The sequence below is a fragment of the Rugamonas apoptosis genome (genome assembly GCF_014042355.1).
Lineage (GTDB): Bacteria > Pseudomonadota > Gammaproteobacteria > Burkholderiales > Burkholderiaceae_D > Rugamonas > Rugamonas apoptosis.
The window spans coordinates 331,007-346,616 of record NZ_JACEZU010000004.1; the positions used below are offsets into that span (position 1 = coordinate 331,007).

A 15,610-nucleotide genomic window follows, 5' to 3' on the forward strand; every position below is an offset into this window, starting at 1 on the left:
GAAAATAGTATCCAATGGCAAGCAAATTCGCGCTCCAGATGATGCTCCTGATCGGGGCCCTGGGAGGCATGCAAGGGTCGGCGTACAGCGCCGACGCGGCCACATTCATCAGCCAGCAGGTGCCCAACTCGATGGAGGCGGCGCAGCCGTATACCGTTTCCGTCACCTACAAGAACACCGGCACCACCGTCTGGCATGGCGACGGCCCCCATCCGTTCAAGCTCGGCGCCCGCAACCCCACTGACAACCAGGACTGGGGCCTGGACCGGGTGGAATTGGCGCCCGGCGAACGCATTGCGCCCGGGCAGCTGAAAACGTTCACGTTCACCGTCACCGCCCCCGAGCATACCGAGGGCGCCCAACTGGAACGCAATTTCCAGTGGGGCGTGCTGCAGGAGAAAGCCGGCTGGCTGCACCCTGGCGTCAATGTCGTCGTCGGGATCGCCTACGCGCCCCCCATCACTACCCAATTTCCGCCGCTGCTGCCGCCCGTGGCGGTGGACCACGAGGCGTTTCGTTTCAGCAATTTCAAGGGCGCCAACATCCTGCAGCGCACCTACCGTGACGATCGGAGCTGCAACCACACCCACGGCTTGCCGGACGCTGCGCAGATGGCGCTGATCGCCGAGCGCGCCGTCGCCATGGGCTTGAACGTGCTGCGCCTGCCGGTCGTGATTCCCCCCAGGACCCCAGGCACGCCGGCCAAGTCCGGCCTGGGCGGCAACATCTGCCGCACGCCCAGCGCGCCCGAATGGGAAAGCGCCGACAGCGCCGTCATCATGCGGCGCCTGGAGGCCAGCACCAAGACCGTGCTCGACACGGCGGCCAGCCACGGCCTGAAAGTGGTGCTGGTGCTGGACGGCTATACCAAATATGACCAGGTCTGTTTCTGGAAGCAGAGTTTCCTCGACGTGCGCGCCAACGCCAGCGCCTTCGTCCAACGCTTCAAGAGCCATTCGGCCCTGCTGGCCTGGGATGTCATGAACGAACCGCTGTGGAACGCCAGCGCCTACGGTTGCCTGGCATCGCAGGACGACTACCAGTCGGTGGTGGACGCCATCCACGCCATGTACAACGTGGTGCGCGCCGCCGACGCCGTCCACCCCACCACCGTCGGCGAACACAAAGTGCCCTTCCTCAAGTACTGGACCGATATTTCATCCTACGCCAGCCCCCACCTCTATATCGACACCGATGAAAAAGTGGAGCTGGGCGCCGACGTCACCGACCTGGACCAGATCAATTTTGTCCAGCAAGCCACGCTGAGCGAACTGGCCAAGGTCAATCCCGAGCTGCCTATGGTGATCGGCGAGTTCGGCGTGAGCGCCAACGACCGCACGGCCGACCGCTACAAGGCCGACTACTACGAACGCTATCTGAACGGCCTGGCCCGCGACGGCCGCGGCTTCATGCTGTGGGACCTGTCCCTGTCGCCACTGCCCGCGCAGCAGGACATTTCCCTGCTGGCCCCCGACGGCAGCCTGAAGACGGCGGCGCGCGCCGTGGCGCGCCAGCAATGGTACCCCGTGGTACAACAACTATTCCTCGCCTACACGGGCCGGCCGGCCGATCCGGCCGCGCTGCGCAGCTTCGCCAACCTGCTGCTCGACGTGGATCGCGACATGGGCACCCGATCGCAACGACTGGAACGCGACCTGATGGCCGTCAATCGCGCCTACGACAGCCAGGCGGCGCTGCGCGACGCCATCGGCGCCCTGTACGCCAGCCGCGAATTCCAGCACCTGTATCAGCCCGAGCACCTGCCGGGGTATATCAGCAGCATCTACCTGACGGCCTTGGGCCGGCTGCCGGCCGCCAACGGCCTGGCCTACTGGAGCGACCGCATCAATTATGCCGGCTTGAGCAGGCAGCAGGCGCCGCTGGCCATCCTGGCCACGGCGCATGCCAACCACAGTCCCCAGGGTGAAACCGACGCGGCCACCCTGCGCAACAAGAGTGACGTGGCGGCCTACTTCTCGGCCAGCCTCAACACGCAGGCGCGCACCGACTGCTTCAGTGGCCAGGGTCCGGCGCACGCGGCGGCCGCGCTGTTGCAGCAAGTTGACGCGAGCACCGACGTACAACGCTTTTTGCCCTTGGTGGACGCCAACCTGAGCACCATGTGCCACCTGTAAGCTGGCAGCCCGGGCGCGGCACACCACGGCCCTGTGCGACAATAGGACCGAATTCAATCATATCGACGTTTGCAAGAAGGAAGCCATCATGTCCCAACAACTGATCCTCGACGACCGCCTGGACTCGGCCAAGAACCTGGCCTGGTGGCTCTATCTTGGCCACGCGGCCAGCTTCCTGTTCTCGCTGGGCGCCTTCTCCTTCATCCCGCTGATCATCAATTACGTCAAGCGGCCCGAGACGGAAGGCACGTTCGTGCACAGCCACCACGGCTGGCAGATCCGCTCGTTCTGGTGGTATCTGGTGTGGATGGCGGCCGGCGTGGCGCTGTTCCTCACCATCATCGGCATCCCCCTGGCCTGGCTGATGTGGGTGGGCGCATGGCTGTGGAAGGCTTACCGCCTGATCGCCGGTTTCAGCGCCTTGAACCAGAACCGCCCCATGCCCGAGTAACCACCGTGGGCCGTCCGTTTGTGCGAAAGCGCATATAATTCAAGCAATCTGTTGCTTGAGCGTCCGCGCCGAATGTCCCGCCTCCCCAAGATCGCCCTGCTCTACCTCGCCATGGTCACCAACTGCGCCAGCGCCGCCTGCGCGCCATTGCGCATGGCCTATCCAGACCAGCACTATCCGCCATACTGGCTGGGCACCGGCGAGCAGGTGCCCGAACCGCCCGGCGCCAGCGCGGAATTACTGCGCAAATTCGGCGCCAGCGCCGGCTGCCCCGTGGAACTCACACGCTTGCCGATCGCCCGTATCCAGGCGGCGCTGATCGATGGCCAGGTCGCGTTCGCGCCGCAGCGCACATCGGCCGCCGGCCAGCCCGGCATCACCCTGCCGCGCGACAAGGCCGGCCAACCGGATCTGGAACGGTCGCTGCCACAACTGCTGGTGGTGTTCGTGCGGGCCGCGGATGGCCCCGGGCGCGATGCCGATCCGGTCCGGTATTTTCGCGAGCATACGCTGGCCAGCGTGGTCGCTTCATCCAATCTGACGCGCATGCGCGGCGATGGCCTGCGCGTGGACAGTGGCGCCACCAACGTCACCAGCAACTTCGAAAAGCTGCGCCTGCACCGGGTCGACGGCGTGGCCGTGTCCATGATCTCGGTTGGCGACATGGACGGCTATGTGGCGGCCCACTACGGCAAGAGCTTCGTGCGCCTGAACCAGCCGCTCTACAGCGACCACATATGGCTGGCCGCCAATGCCCGTTATTACGCGGCCCACCAGGCCCAGGTCGAAACCATGTGGACCTGGCTGGCCGGCCCCGGCAAGCTGCAATTTGCCCGCCTGCTCAAGAAATATACCGGCCAGCCCTGAAGCGCCGGCCGCTACATGGCCGCCAGCGCCTGTTCGATGTCGGCGATCAGGTCGACCGTGTCTTCCAGGCCCACGTTGAAGCGCACCAGGATGCCTGCATCGCGCCAGGCCTGGCGCATGTGGGCGATCCGGTATGGCATCACCAGGCTGTTGGCGCCGCCCCAGCTGTAACCGATCTTGAACAGTTGGAGCGCGTCGACGAAACGGTCGGTGCGCGCTTCCGCATAGGACGGGTCGAACAGTACGGAAAACAGGCCGCCGGCGCCGCTGAAATCGCGCTGCCAGATCTCGTGGCCGGGGCAATCCTGGAACGCCGGATGCAGCACCTTGCTGATCTCGGGCCGCGTTTTCAGCCACGCGGCCACCGTGCGTGCGCTGGCGTCGTGCGCCTCGAAGCGCATCTTGAGGGTCGGCAGGCCGCGCAGCACCAGATAGGCGTCATCCGCGCCCACGCCCATGCCCAGCCGCATATGGGCCATGCTCAGGCGCTCGTGCAGCGCGCCATCGCGCGTGATCAGGGCCCCCATCAGCACGTCCGAACCGCCGGACTGGTACTTGGTCAGCGCCTGCATGATGATGTCGACGCCCAGCGCGAAGCCACGCAGCGCCAGCCCGGCGGACCAGGTGTTATCGAGCGCCACCAGCACCCCGCGCGCGTGCGCCGCCTGGCAGATGGCCGGCAAGTCCGGCACCTCCATCGACACGGAACCGGGCGCCTCGGTCCAGATCAACTTCGTGTTGGGCTGGATCAGGGCGGCGATGCCGGCGCCGATCAGTGGATCGTAATAGCGCGCCGTGACGCCGAAGTCGGCGCTGAGCCACTTGCCCAGCTCGCGGTTCGGGTTGTAGACGTTATCGGGCAACAGCACATCGTCGCCGCTCTTGAGCAGCGCGAAGTCCACCATCGCGATCGCGGCCAAGCCGCTGGGCGCCAGCAGGCAGTGGCGGCCATCCTCGATCTCGGCCAGTCGCGCCTCCAGCGTGAACGTGGTGGGCGTGCCGTGCAGGCCGTAGGTATAGGCGTTCTTCTCTTTCCAGTCGCCCGAGCGCATGGCCGCCACGTTCTTGAACAGGACGGTGGAGGCATGGTGAATGGCGCTGGGGAAGGCGGCGAAGCCGGCTGGTGCCTGGTAGTCGGTGTGCACCAGGGAAGTCTGCTGGGATTTTTTTACGGTCATGGCGATGTCGTGGCGGTTGCGGGAGCGGGCCGCCTTGGCGCCGGCCCAGCACCGATTATAGGGTTCGGCACCGGATTTGTCCGCGCACCGCCACGACTGGCGCTCAAACTACTTGAGTACGCAATTATTTCGCCGGCGGCGTGAATTCCGGATGGGGCACGGTCAGCTTCTTCTCCGACGATCCCGTGTACAGCACCAGCAGCTTGACGGCCTTGCCATCGAGCGAGCGGCCGTTGTGCAGGGTGTCCACCACTTCCGGCAGCATGTCGCCCACGCGCAGCACCTTGGTTTCGCCGGTGGCACGCGTCACTTCCAGCGTGCCTTCCATCACGTAGGCGAACGATGGCACCTGGTGTTCATGCCAGCCGGTCTGGCCGCCGGCCGCGATCTCGACGATCAGCGCCGTCACTTCCGCCGCACCGGCCGGATAGGCGATCGGCTTGGCGTCCCAGCTGGAGCTTGTTTTCATCAGCGGCGTCACTTTGACGGCGGCGGTATTATCGAGCGCATGGGCACCCTGGGTGGCGGCGAACAGAATGGCAGAGGCGAGCAGCAGGCGTTTCATTGCGGGGTCCTTTCATGAGAGCCAGCCAGTTTATAGGAATTGTGCTAACTTCCAGCCAATATGTGCGGTGCAAGCAATATTTAAGCGTATCCGGGCCGCCATCATCGGCTGACTGTTGTAAAGATGACGACAGGCTTATGCTGTAAGCGCGATTGCGGCGCCAACTTTCGCACGCCGTACGGCGGCTTTGCGCCGGCCTATGAAAACGTGATGCCGCAGACATGAAAAAAGGCGGACCGCCTGACAGCGGATCCGCCTTGTTCCTGAGCATAGACAGGCTTATTCGGCCTCGCCCCACAGGTCGTGCGCGTCGGACGCGGTGATGGTCACGTCCACGAACTGGCCCACGGCCAGCTTCTTGTGCGGTTCATACGGCGGCTTGACGTAGACCACGCCATCGATTTCCGGCGCGTCGGCGGCCGAGCGGCCCACCCCGCCGCTGCGGGTCACTTCGTCGATCAACACGCGCACGGTCTTGCCGACCTTGGCCTTCAGGCGCTTCTTCGAAATCTCCTCCTGCAGCAGCATGACGCGGCCGCGGCGTTCCTCGCGCACTTCCTCCGGCACTGGATTTGCCAGTTCATTGGCGGTGGCGCCTTGCACCGGCGAGTAGGCGAAGCAACCAAGGCGGTCGATCTCCGCTTCCTTCAGGAAGTCCAGCAGGTATTCGAATTCCGCTTCCGTCTCGCCGGGGAAGCCGGCGATGAAGGTGGAGCGGATGGTCAGCTCGGGATTCATCTTGCGCCAGGCCTGGATGCGGTCCAGGTTCTTCTCGCCACTGGCCGGACGCTTCATGCGCTTCAGCACTTCCGGGTGGGCGTGCTGCAGCGGCACGTCCAGGTAAGGCAGGATATGGCCGCCGCTCATCATCGGGATGATCTGGTCCACGTGCGGGTACGGGTACACATAATGCAGGCGCACCCACGCGCCGTAGGACTTGGCCAGCTCGCCCAGCGCTTCGGTCAGCTGGGTCATGTGGGTCTTGACGGGGCGGCCGTTCCAGAAACCGGAGCGGAACTTGACGTCCACGCCATAGGCCGAGGTGTCCTGCGAAATGACCAGCAGTTCCTTCACGCCGGACTTGAACAGGTTCTCCGCTTCCAGCATCAGTTCCGCGATCGGGCGCGACACCAGGTCGCCGCGCATGGACGGGATGATGCAGAAGCTGCAGCGGTGGTTGCAGCCTTCGGAAATCTTCAGGTAAGCGTAGTGTTTGGGGGTGAGCTTGATGCCCTGCGGCGGCAGCAGGTCGATGAACGGCTCGTGCGGCTTGGGCAGGTGCACGTGCACCGAATTCATCACCTCGGCCAGCGCGTGCGGGCCGGTCACGGCCAGCACTTTCGGGTGCACCTTGGTGATGATGTCGTCGCCGGCCGCATCCTTCTTGGCGCCCAGGCAGCCGGTCACGATCACCTTGCCGTTTTCAGCCAGCGCTTCGCCAATGGCGTCCAGCGACTCCTGCACGGCGGCGTCGATGAAGCCGCAGGTGTTGACGATGACCAGGTCGGCGCCGTCATACGACTTGGCCGTTTCGTAGCCTTCGGCGCGCAGCTGGGTCAGGATCTGTTCGGAATCGACCAGCGCCTTGGGGCAGCCGAGCGAGACAAAGCCCACTTTCGGCGCCGCGCCAGGGGTGGTGGGCGTGCTGTCGTCCTTGGGAATACGGGAGATGGAATGCATGGTGTGTTTGCTCAGGAAATTCAGGCCAATCGGAGATTATACATCGTTCCGGCCCATACCGGACGGCAACAACCAGCGCCGCATCATGACGGGAAAGCCACACTGGCACGATATGCCGTCACGATTACGCGCACAACGCTTGCGTCCGCCCCAAACAGTGCAACAATGGCATGACACTTCGATCATAGCAGTGACGACCAGAGGCCTCCCATGAGCAAGCTGTCCACCCTGACACCGCGCGCCGCCTGGCGCACCCTGGCCGCCATCGCGCTGGCCGCCTGCGCCGCCACCGCCGCCGCGCCCACCATGGCCGCCGCCAAAGGTGGCGCCAAGCCGCCCTACGAATACTACGCCACCGGCAATCCGCAAGCGACCGTCACCCTGCCCACGTCCTATCCCACCACTTCGCTGGTGCTGATGGGCGGCGGGCCGGACGTGGACCAGGCGTTCCGCTGGATGATCACACGGGCCGGCATCCAGCCCGGCACCGGTGGGCGCTTCGTGGTGATCCGCGCCACCGGCACCGACGCCTACGATCCCTACCTGTACTACAGCGACGCCGCGCACACCACCTCCACCACCGTCGCCGACCAGTGGGTGGGCGGCGCCTCGCTGGGACTGACGTCGGCCGAGACGCTGGTCATCCCCAGCGTGGCCGCCGCCAACGATCCCACCGTGAACGCCATCGTGGCGCGCGCCAACGCCGTGTTCATCGCCGGCGGCGACCAGAGCGACTACATCAACTACTGGAAAGGCACGGCGCTGGACCAGACCTTGCGCGGCCTGCTGGCCCGCAATGTGCCCATGGGCGGCACCAGCGCCGGCCTGGCCGTGCTGGGCCAGTTCGACTACGCGGCCCTCGGCGGCTCCATCACCACGGCGCAGGCGCTGTCCAACCCCTACCACCGCTATCTCACGCTGGACCCGAACCCGCTGGCGCTGGCGGGCGGCTTCCTGGCGCCGCCGGCCCTGAACAGCACCATCCTCGATTCCCATTTGGACGCGCGCGACCGCATGGGCCGGCTGGTCACCTTCGTGGCCCGGCTGGTGGCGCGCAACGGCAGCGTGGGCTGCGCCGGCGGGGTGCTGCCGGCATCCTCCAGCGGCACGGCCACGGCGCGCGGCATCGGCGTCGGGGTGGAAACGGCGTTGCTGGTGCAAGGCAATCAGTCGACCGGCACCACCACGGCGCGGCGCGTGACGAATGTCTCGACCACCACGGAAAGCGCGGTGTATTTCGTGCGCCCGGCCGTGGCGCCCTCGACCTGCGTGGCGGGGTCGCCGCTGGCCATGTATGGGGTGGAGATCCGGAAGCTGGCCGATTCAGCCACGGTGTTCGACCTGGGTAACTGGAGCGGCCTGCCCGTCTACAAAACGGTGGACGCGGTGGCCGGCCAGCTGTCGCCGGCCAACCCGTACTGATCAGGCCATGTGCATGCCGTCGGACGTGACGTAGTCGACGATGCGCTCGACGGCATCGTCGGAAATGGTGAGGAAACGGGCGCCGTTGCGGTAACGGCCTTCCGTGCCCAGCGGGGTACTGTGCACCACCGTCAGCAGCACTTCGTTGCGCACGCTGCTGCGGGGGAAGCAGAAGCTGAACAGGAACGGCACGTCGCACGGTATCGAATGGTTGCTGACGAAAGCGACACCCATGCGCGCGATGTCGATGATCTGCACCGCCCATTGCTGCGTGCCGAACTGGTCGGCGATCGACGCATCCACCTGCAGCATGCGCCGCACGTGTGCTCTTCTTGGGTCCGTTTGCACTGCCTGTCCCTGCTGTTTGTATGGGTTATGCCGCCGCCGCCGGCCAGCTGCAAAAACGGCACAGGCACTCGCGTGCTGTGCCGTCTGGCCGCGCGGGACGAAGATTACTTCTTGTCAGTGGGCGGGGTCGGCACGAACGGGAAGGCGCCAAATATCGTCTTGCTCTGGTTCTGCATCTGTTCCTGCATCTGCACGAACAGGCTCTTGCTCTGGTCGATGTAGTTGTTCATCATGCCCTGCATCATCGGTCCCTGCACATTCATGAACTGGGTCCACATTTCCGGGCTGAACGGCTTGCCCTCGAAGGTGCTGCCCGTGAATTTGCGCTGGATATCGGTGAATGCCTGGACATTCTTTTCCAGATACGAGCCCATCATACCCTGCATCGCGTGACCATAGTAACGGATGATCTGGGCCAGCACGGAGCTCGAGAACATGGGCACGCCGCTCGCCTCTTCTTCCAGAATGATCTGCAGCAGGATGCTGCGGGTCAGGTCTTCATTGGTCTTGGCGTCGACCACGGTGAATTCTTCATTGTCGAGCACGAGCTGCTTGACATCGGTGAGGGTGATGTAGGAACTGGTCTGCGTGTCATACAGACGGCGGTTGGGATATTTCTTGATCAAACGGTCTGCATTTTTTTTCGTACTACTCATCACAAGTCCACTTATTGCGCCGCAGCGCGTACTTAAACTATTCGAAAAAAAAAGCGAACTTCGGTCCGCTTTCCCACCCGCCTACTGCGCCTATTATAGAGTGGAAAAACTGGTATATCCATGTCCACTTATAACTTTTAAGCTTTTATTGCAACGCAACGGGAATTGCGGCGAAACAATCCGCCACAGCGCGCGAGGCCAAAGCGAGGCCCCGCGCGACTTGGCGCTGCTTAGCCCGCTTTCACCTTCACATAACGGCCGGGCGCCGGCTCGATCGCCTGATAGGTCGCGTTGCCGGCCTGGGCGGGCGCCTTGACGTCCTTGCCGCCGTGCTGCGCCAGGAATTGCGCCCACTCCGGCCACCAGCTGCCGGCGTGCTCGGTGGCGCCGGCGAACCAGTCGTCGGCCGACATCGGCTTGGCGCTCTTGCCCTTGGCCGGCATATCGTTGACCCAATAGTTGCGTTTCTTCTTGGATGCCGGATTGATCACGCCGGCGATGTGGCCCGACGCGCCCAGGATGAAACGATTGGCCTTGGCCTTGCCCGGATTGAGGATGCTGAGCGAACCATAAGCCGAGGCCCACGGCACGATATGGTCTTCGCGCGACGCATAGACGAAGGTGGGCGCGTCGATCTTGCCCAGGTCCACCTGCTGGCCCGCCACGGCCAGCTTGCCCGGCTCCTTGAGGTTGTTTTCCAGGTAGGTATTGCGCAGATACCAGCAGAACATGGGGCCCGGCAGGTTGGTACTGTCGGAATTCCAGTACAGCAGGTCGAACGGTGGCGGCTCGTTGCCCTTCAGGTAGTTGGACTGCACGTAATTCCACACCAGGTCGTTCGGACGCAGGCTGGAGAAGGTGCTGGCCAGGTCGCTGCCTTTCATCAGGCCGCCGTCGCGCAGCAAGTTCTCACGCATGGCCACCTGGTTCTCATCGACGAACACACTGATCACGCCGGTGTCGCTGAAGTCGAGGAAAGTGGTCAGCAGGGTCAGGCTGGCGGCCGGATTCTCACCCCGCCCGGCCAGCACGGCCAGCGCCGTGGAGACGATGGTGCCGCCCACGCAGAAGCCCAGCATGTTCATCTGGTCCTGGCCCGTGATGTCCTGCACCACGTGGATGGCCTCGATCACGCCCTGGTCCACGTACTGGTCCCAGGTGGTCTTGTCCAGCGAGGCGTCCGGATTGCTCCACGAGACGAGGAACACGGTGTTGCCCTGCTCCACCGCGTACTTGACCAGCGAATTTTCCGGCTGCAAGTCGAGGATGTAGTATTTGTTGATGCATGGCGGCACCATCAGCAGCGGGCGTTCATGGACGGTGGCCGTGACCGGGGTGTACTGGATCAGCTGGAACAGCGGATTCTCGTACACCACCTGGCCCGGCGTGGTGGCCAGGTTGCGGCCCACTTCGAACGCCGATTCGTCCGACAGCGAGATATGGCCCTTGTTCATGTCGGCCAGCATATTGGCCAGGCCGCGGGTCAGGCTCTCGCCCTTGGTTTCGATCAGCTTCTGCTGGGCTTCCGGATTGGTGGCCAGGAAGTTGGCGGGCGACATGGCGTCCACGATCTGCTGCACGGCGAAGCGGATTTTCTGCTTCTGCTGGGGCGTCGCGTCAACCGCCTCGGCCATGGCCGTGAGGAAACGGGCGTTCAGCAGGTATGATGCGGCATTGAACGACGACAGGGCGCTGCCCTGCCAGGCGGGCGTGGTGAAGCGGCGGTCGGCCATGGCGGGCGGTTTGCCGGCCATGAACTGCTGCCACAGCTGGCCCACATTGGCCATGTAGTCGTTCCTGAGTTGCTCGATGGTTTCAGGTTCGATGGCGGCGCCCACTTCCTTGAGCAGCGCGGCGACCGGGTTGGCTTCCACCTCCGGCACCATTTTGAACCAGGATTGCCATTGGCCGGGGTCGCGCAAATGCGACATCCATGCGTTGGCAATGACTTGAGGATCGGGCAAATTCATGTGTGATTCCCTAAAAATAGTTAAATTTTCTTACCAAGACTGCTTATGCTGATTGTCGCTATCGCATGGATCTACGTCGTGGGGCTGATGGCCCTGACGGAACCCACCGTTGTTGCCGGGATTGTAACGTTTTTGTTCTACTGTGTCGTGCCCTTGGGCATATTGTTCTATCTGGCTGGCTCGCGCAAGCGCAAGGCGCGGCGCGTGGCCATGGAACAGGCGGCCCACGCGGCCCGGATGGCGGCCCGCCAGGCCGCCGAAAGCGGTCCCGCTGGAGAGTAAAGCGGCCGTCGCCGTCATTTGAGCCACACCAGGCTGGCCTGGCGGCCCGTCACGCCGTCGCGCCGGTAGGAATAGAAACGGCTGGCCTCCGTCACGGTGCAATATTCACCGCCCGCCACCTGCTCCACCCCATCGCCACGCAATATGTGGCGCGCCAGCGCGTAGATGTCGGCCAGGTATTTGCCGGGTGGGCCGGGCCTGGACTGGAACGCCGCCCGCACCAGCCGCCGGCCCTGCTCGCTGGCGGCACCGTCCAGGAACGCTTCCAGCACGTCGGCGCCCACTTCGAACTGGGATGGGCCGATGGCTGGACCCAGCCAGGCCAGGATGTCGTCCGCGCCGGCCGCGCGCATGGCCGCCACCGTGCGGCCCAGCACGCCGCCAGCCAGTCCGCGCCAGCCCGCGTGGGCCGCCGCCACCACCGTACCGGCCCGGTCGCAGAACAGCACGGGCAGGCAGTCGGCCGTCATCACGGCGCACACCACGGCGGGCGCGGTGGCGATGCTGGCGTCCGCCTCAGGGGCGCCGGCGCAGCTGTCGGCACCGGCGGCCTGCGCGGCCGACACGGCCGCCGCGCCGGCCACCACCGTGCCATGCACTTGCGTCAGCCAGGCCGGTTCGGCCGGCAGCGCGGCACGCAGCCGGGCACGGTTTTGCAGCACATGTGCGGGCGTGTCGTTGACGTGCACGCCCAGATTGAGTCCGCCGCCACCGGCGCCGTCGCCATAGGGCGCCAGGCTCACGCCGCCACGGCGGGTGGTGGACAGCGCTCCCACGCCGGCCGGCAAGCCCGGCCAGTGGGGGATGAGCCAGGATGGATGCTCCGGCATCAGTGCTGTTCCGGTTCGGCGATGCCGGCCTTGGCGATCAGTTCCGCGAAGTCGTCGGCCAGCGGCACCGTCCACTCGCATTGGGCGCCCGTGGCCGGGTGCACCAGCCCCAGTCGCCGCGCCTGCAGCGCCTGACGGGGGAAGATGTTGGCCAGATGCTGCTTGCCGTAGGTCACGTCGCCCACCAGTGAGAAGCCGATCGACATCATGTGCACGCGGATCTGGTGGGTGCGGCCCGTTTCCAGGCGGCACTGCACCAGGCTCACGGGGCGGCGGTCCAGTTCCCCCGACGCCAGCACCTCATAGTGGGTGATGGCGGGCTTGGAACCCATGCTGGTGGAAACAGCCATCTTGATGCGGTCCTTGGGATGGCGGCCCATGGCGGCGTCGATGGTGCCGCTCTGGCGCGGCGTGCCCCACACCAGCGCGTAATACTCGCGCTTGACGGTGCGGGCGGCCAGTTGGCGCACCAGGTCGGTCTGGGCCGGCAGGGTCTTGCCGACCACCATCAGGCCACTGGTATCCTTGTCCAGCCGGTGCACGATACCGGCGCGCGGCACACCCGCCAGTTGCGGGCAGTGGTGCAGCAAGCCATTGAGCAAGGTGCCCGACCAGTTGCCGGCTCCCGGATGGACCACCAGCCCGGCCGGCTTGTTGACGACGATCAGGTGTTCGTCCTCGTACACGATGTTGAGCGGCACCGGCTCCGGCTTGAACGCCACGTCTTCCGGCGCCGGTTGCGGCAAGATGACGATATGCTCGTCGCCGTACACGGTATCCTTGGTGCTGCGGGCCGGCTTGCCGTCCACGCTGACGAAACCGTCCGTGATCCACAGTTGCAGACGGCCGCGCGAAAATTGCGGCACCAGGTGGGAAATAACCTTGTCGAGACGCTGGCCGCATACGTCCGGCGTCAGTTGCAGTTCGATCGGCGCCAGGCCGTCGTCGCCGTCATCGGCCAGCAGTTCGCCGTCGAAATCATGGTCAAATTCCGTATCGGAGGTAGAATCGGCCGGATTCGGCTTTGGAGTTAATATCACAGCATTCCCATCGGCTATAATCAGCCTTCGTAAAACTTTGGTTAAACAGCTTCTTGCACAATTTTATGCAAAAAAAATTATCGGTAGTCGCAGCAACTGTCGTTCTGCTTGGTTTGTCCGGTTGCGGGCTCCTGCCTGAGAAAGTCGATGAGACGAAAGGCTGGAGTGCTACGAAATTATACTCGGAGGCGATGGAAGAACTCGAGGGTCAACATTACGAACGTGCGGTGCAATTGTTCGAGAAGCTGGAATCGAGCTACCCATTCGGTACTTATGCGCAACAAGCGCAGATGGAAATCGCCTACGCCTACTACAAGTCGCAGGACCAGGCCCAGGCACTGGCGGCCGTGGAGCGCTTCATCAAGCTGCACCCGAATCACGCCAACGTCGACTATATGTACTACCTGCGCGGCCTGATCAACTTCAACGACCAGATCGGCTTCCTGAACTTCATCTACGAACAGGACCCGACCGAGCGCGACCCGAAGGCGACGCGCGAAGCGTTCACCGCCTTCAAGTCGCTGGTCGACAAGTTCCCGAACAGCAAGTACACGCCCGACGCCATCGAGCGCATGAAGTATTTGATCAACGCCATGGCCTCGTATGAAGTGCATGTGGCGCGTTACTACTACCGTCGTGGCGCCTACCTGGCGGCCGTCAACCGCGCCATGGGCGCCGTCAACGACTACCGCGACTCGCCCGCCATCGAGGAAGCGCTGTACATCATGTACCGTGGCTACGACAAGATGGGCATGACCGTGCTGCGCGACGACACCCTGCGCGTGCTCAAGCTCAACTACCCCAAGACCGCCTTCCTGGACGAAGGCGTGGCGGCCGAGCGCCACTGGTGGAAGATCTGGTAACACCCATGAATTGGGGACGTAACACACCATCAAATGTGTTACGTCCCCAATTGTTTTAGTCGGCCACGCGGCGGCGGAAGATCCAGGTTTTCGCGTTCGAGTCTTGCGCGTTGAAGGCGTAGCCATCCACCGTGAAGTCCTTGAGCCGCTCCGGATCGGTGATGCCGTTGACGGCCGCGTAACGGGCCATCAGCCCGCGCGCCCGCTTGGCGTAGAACGAGATGATCTTGTATTTGCCGTTCTTCCAGTCCTCGAACTGGGGCGTGACGACCGGCATCGCCAACTGGCGCGGCTTGACGGACTTGAAATATTCTTCCGACGCCAGGTTGACCAGCGCCCTGGCGCCCTTCTCCTCGGCAGTACGGTTCAGGGCCAGGGTGATGGTGTCGCCCCAGAACGCGTACAAGTCCTTGCCGCGCGCATTGACCAGGCGCGTGCCCATTTCCAGCCGGTGCGGCTGGATCATGTCCAGCGGCCGCAGCATGCCGTACAGCCCGGACAGGATGCGGATGTGCGACTGTGCGTAGTCGAGCTGGCCCGGGCTCAGCGTGCGTGCCTGCAGGCCGGCGTAGACGTCGCCGTTGAAGGCCATCACGGCTTGCCGCCCTTCTGCCGGGTCCGCGGTCCAGGAAGCGTAGCGGCCCACGTTCAGGTGCGACAGCGCGTCGGAGATATCCATCAGGCTGCCCACTTCGGCCGGCGAGAATTCGCGCAGGCGGTCGATCAGCTGGGCTGAGTGGTCGAGAAAGTCGGGCGTGGTGTGCGACTGGGTGGTGGGGGGCGTCTCCAGGTCGAGACTCTTGGCGGGCGAAAGCACGATCAACATAAGAATACAGAACAACCTATTTTACAGAATTGCCGACATGATACCTGTTCCACCGAAACGCATCGTGCTAGACACCAATGTCTGCCTCGACCTGTTCGTGTTCAACGACCCGCGCTGGTCCGCGCTGCTGGCCGCCATCGAGAGCGGCGCCGTGGAAGCGATCACGCGCGAGGATTGCCGCGCCGAATACCGCGTCGTGCTGCACTACCCTCACCTGCCGCTGGACGAAGCCAGCCGTCCCTTGAGCGAGGCCCGCTTCGACGCCCTGATCAAGGTGGTGGCGCCGCCCGTGTCCGGCGTGCGCCTGCCCGTGTGCAGCGACCGTGACGACCAGAAGTTCCTGGAGCTGGCGCGCGACGCCCAGGCCGACATTCTCATCACCAAGGACAAGGCCCTGCTCAAGCTGGCGCGCCGCCTGGCCAAGGCCGGGATGTTCCGCGTGATGGTGCCGGAGGCATGGGCGCTGGAAGGCTGATCCCGGTCGTCTGGCACGACCT

16 protein-coding genes are annotated in these 15,610 nt (G+C 64.3%); 7 read left to right on the top strand and 9 right to left on the bottom strand.

Annotated elements, in window-relative coordinates:
* Positions 1–14 precede the first annotated feature (14 nt).
* The 3 genes from H3H39_RS10670 to H3H39_RS10680 all read left to right on the top strand — a co-directional run bounded on the left by H3H39_RS10670 (position 15) and on the right by H3H39_RS10680 (position 3,453).
* A complete protein-coding gene (locus tag H3H39_RS10670) occupies positions 15–2,135 on the top strand; it encodes a cellulase family glycosylhydrolase (protein ID WP_182153344.1) in 2,121 nt (706 codons plus the stop codon).
* Between the two features lie 88 nt (positions 2,136–2,223).
* Positions 2,224–2,586 (top strand): DUF4870 family protein, encoded by a 363-nt coding sequence (locus tag H3H39_RS10675; protein WP_182153345.1) that lies wholly within the window; start codon positions 2,224–2,226, stop codon positions 2,584–2,586.
* Between the two features lie 72 nt (positions 2,587–2,658).
* The gene (locus H3H39_RS10680) at positions 2,659–3,453 is read left to right on the top strand and encodes a transporter substrate-binding domain-containing protein (protein WP_229217968.1); all 795 of its coding nucleotides are present in this window, start codon (positions 2,659–2,661) and stop codon (positions 3,451–3,453) included.
* An 11-nt stretch (positions 3,454–3,464) separates the two neighbouring features.
* On the opposite strand, the gene H3H39_RS10685 is transcribed toward H3H39_RS10680, so the two are convergent.
* The 3 genes from H3H39_RS10685 to rimO form a co-directional block, all read right to left on the bottom strand.
* Positions 3,465–4,631: a cystathionine beta-lyase gene (locus H3H39_RS10685; protein ID WP_182153346.1), complete on the bottom strand. Its 1,167-nt coding sequence runs from the start codon at positions 4,629–4,631 to the stop codon at positions 3,465–3,467.
* A 124-nt stretch (positions 4,632–4,755) separates the two neighbouring features.
* On the bottom strand, positions 4,756–5,196 hold the full coding sequence (locus H3H39_RS10690; protein ID WP_182153347.1) for a cupin domain-containing protein: 441 nt from the start codon (positions 5,194–5,196) through the stop codon (positions 4,756–4,758).
* 279 nt (positions 5,197–5,475) lie between these two features.
* The gene (gene rimO / locus H3H39_RS10695) at positions 5,476–6,876 is read right to left on the bottom strand and encodes a 30S ribosomal protein S12 methylthiotransferase RimO (RefSeq protein WP_182153348.1); all 1,401 of its coding nucleotides are present in this window, start codon (positions 6,874–6,876) and stop codon (positions 5,476–5,478) included.
* Positions 6,877–7,086: 210 nt separating this feature from the next.
* Here rimO and H3H39_RS10700 point away from each other — a divergent pair, with 210 nt between their 5' ends.
* Positions 7,087–8,298 (top strand): cyanophycinase, encoded by a 1,212-nt coding sequence (locus H3H39_RS10700; RefSeq protein ID WP_182153349.1) that lies wholly within the window; start codon positions 7,087–7,089, stop codon positions 8,296–8,298.
* On the opposite strand, the gene H3H39_RS10705 is transcribed toward H3H39_RS10700, so the two are convergent.
* From H3H39_RS10705 to phaC, 3 genes are all read right to left on the bottom strand, one after another.
* The gene (locus tag H3H39_RS10705; protein ID WP_182153350.1) at positions 8,299–8,619 is read right to left on the bottom strand and encodes a PilZ domain-containing protein; all 321 of its coding nucleotides are present in this window, start codon (positions 8,617–8,619) and stop codon (positions 8,299–8,301) included.
* Between the two features lie 131 nt (positions 8,620–8,750).
* A complete protein-coding gene (phaR, locus tag H3H39_RS10710) occupies positions 8,751–9,302 on the bottom strand; it encodes a polyhydroxyalkanoate synthesis repressor PhaR (protein WP_182153351.1) in 552 nt (183 codons plus the stop codon).
* A gap of 230 nt (positions 9,303–9,532) precedes the next feature.
* Positions 9,533–11,272 carry a class I poly(R)-hydroxyalkanoic acid synthase gene (gene phaC / locus H3H39_RS10715; protein ID WP_182153352.1) on the bottom strand — a complete coding sequence of 580 codons (1,740 nt, stop codon included), beginning with the start codon at positions 11,270–11,272 and terminating at the stop codon, positions 9,533–9,535.
* 45 nt (positions 11,273–11,317) lie between these two features.
* Here phaC and H3H39_RS10720 point away from each other — a divergent pair, with 45 nt between their 5' ends.
* Positions 11,318–11,554, top strand: a complete 237-nt coding sequence (locus H3H39_RS10720; RefSeq protein WP_182153353.1) for a hypothetical protein — start codon at positions 11,318–11,320, stop codon at positions 11,552–11,554.
* A 14-nt stretch (positions 11,555–11,568) separates the two neighbouring features.
* Here H3H39_RS10720 and pgeF read toward each other — a convergent pair whose 3' ends face one another.
* Together pgeF and H3H39_RS10730 are read right to left on the bottom strand one after the other, a co-directional pair.
* Positions 11,569–12,384 (bottom strand): peptidoglycan editing factor PgeF, encoded by an 816-nt coding sequence (gene pgeF / locus H3H39_RS10725; protein WP_182153354.1) that lies wholly within the window; start codon positions 12,382–12,384, stop codon positions 11,569–11,571.
* The gene (locus H3H39_RS10730; RefSeq protein WP_182153355.1) at positions 12,384–13,424 is read right to left on the bottom strand and encodes an RluA family pseudouridine synthase; all 1,041 of its coding nucleotides are present in this window, start codon (positions 13,422–13,424) and stop codon (positions 12,384–12,386) included. Before H3H39_RS10730 ends, pgeF begins: the two co-directional genes overlap by 1 nt.
* A 65-nt stretch (positions 13,425–13,489) precedes the next feature.
* On the opposite strand from H3H39_RS10730, the gene H3H39_RS10735 reads away from it, so the two are divergent.
* Positions 13,490–14,287, top strand: coding sequence for an outer membrane protein assembly factor BamD (locus tag H3H39_RS10735; RefSeq protein ID WP_182153356.1), 798 nt, complete (start codon positions 13,490–13,492; stop codon positions 14,285–14,287).
* A gap of 55 nt (positions 14,288–14,342) precedes the next feature.
* Here H3H39_RS10735 and yaaA read toward each other — a convergent pair whose 3' ends face one another.
* Entirely contained in the window at positions 14,343–15,113 is a 771-nt protein-coding gene (gene yaaA, locus H3H39_RS10740) for a peroxide stress protein YaaA (RefSeq protein ID WP_182153357.1), read from the bottom strand.
* Positions 15,114–15,150: 37 nt separating this feature from the next.
* Here yaaA and H3H39_RS10745 point away from each other — a divergent pair, with 37 nt between their 5' ends.
* On the top strand, positions 15,151–15,588 hold the full coding sequence (locus tag H3H39_RS10745; RefSeq protein ID WP_182153358.1) for a putative toxin-antitoxin system toxin component, PIN family: 438 nt from the start codon (positions 15,151–15,153) through the stop codon (positions 15,586–15,588).
* Positions 15,589–15,610: the final 22 nt, after the last annotated feature.